This is a genomic window from Streptomyces sp. NPDC032940 (genome assembly GCF_040636935.1).
Classification (GTDB): Bacteria; Actinomycetota; Actinomycetes; order Streptomycetales; family Streptomycetaceae; genus Streptomyces.
This window is the reverse complement of sequence record NZ_JBEZVJ010000090.1, coordinates 1-1,307: the sequence shown is the minus strand read 5'-3', so window position 1 is coordinate 1,307 and position 1,307 is coordinate 1. Positions and strand designations below refer to the sequence as shown.

General features: G+C 31.5%; 1 protein-coding gene. It reads left to right on the top strand.

Translation table 11 applies throughout. The annotated features are described in order from the left end of the window. The first annotated feature begins 74 nt into the window (after window positions 1–74). Entirely contained in the window at window positions 75–452 is a 378-nt protein-coding gene (locus tag AB0E77_RS34225; protein ID WP_361578931.1) for a protein rep, read from the top strand. The last annotated feature ends 855 nt before the right edge of the window (window positions 453–1,307 follow it).

Genomic DNA, 1,307 nt, shown 5'->3' with positions numbered 1-1,307 from the left:
AACATCCTTGTTAAATTGTTTATATCTGAAGTAGTTCATACAGAAGACTCCTTTTTGTTAAAATTATACTATAAATTCAACTTTGCAACAGAACCGCAAATATTAAAGCGATCAAACCAAACCAAAAAGGTGATAAAGATATTCAAGCAGCAATCAAAGAAACCTCAAAATATTCGGTTAAGTCATCTGATTTTTTAACTGATGATGACGAAAGAAATCAAGAAATCGTGAACGATTTAGAAAAAGGTTTATACCGAAAACGTATGTTGAGTTATGGTGGATTGCTTAAACAAAAACATAAAATTTTAAATTTAGATGATGCCGAAGATGGTAATTTGATTAATACAAGTGACGAAGATAAAACAACAGACGAAGAAGAAAAAGCACATTCAATTACGGCAATTTGGAATTTTGAAAAACAAAATTATTACTTAAAAGATTTGAAACGTTAGCTTAAAAGTTAGCGTTTTTTTATGCTTTTTTGCCCCTGCGGGAACTATAGCGTCCAACCGGCATGGTTGACCAGTTTTTATGCCAATTTTTAAATTTGCATGTAACTGGGCAGTGTCTAAAAAAAACGACACTGGATTTGCTTGAATTTTAGTTTGTGAAATTAAGATATATTTATTTGGCTCATATTTGCGTTTTAAAAGCTTATGTAGGTTTTTAGGTATAAAACTATATGATTTACCCCTAAATCTTTAAAATGCCCCCTTAAAATTCAAAATAAAGGCATTTAAAAATTAACAAAATAAAAAAGCTACTAGCAAAAAACTAGTAGCTTTAGTCTTGATGTAGTATTAATTTTTATATCTGCGCCACAACGCCGATTCCTTAAAATGAATATAAAAAATCGACGAAGGTCGATTACGGTTTTGCACACGTCGATTTATCCGACGTATAAGTGCGCCCTTACGGGATTTAAATAGATTATAACGACGAAAAATAGACCTGTAAAGTAATAACTATTGTGATAAAGTTTGCTAAAAAGGAGTTTTGAATTTGAAAAAAACAGAACGTAATTTATTTTCTATTTTCTTATCTTTAGGAAGTCTTTTTGCTATCTTTAGTGGTTTCTTTATTTTGGGTATTGGAATGTTAATTGGTGGAGCAACTTTATTAACTAAAAGTATTTCTGAAGAATAAAAGAGTTGACGCATTTATGCCGAGAAAATTTATTGTGCGTTGAGAAGAACCCTTAACTAAACTTGGAGACGAATGTCGGCATAGCGTGAGCTATTAAGCCGACCATTCGACAAGTTTTGGGATTGTTAAGGGTTCCGAGGCTCAACGTCAATAAAGCAATT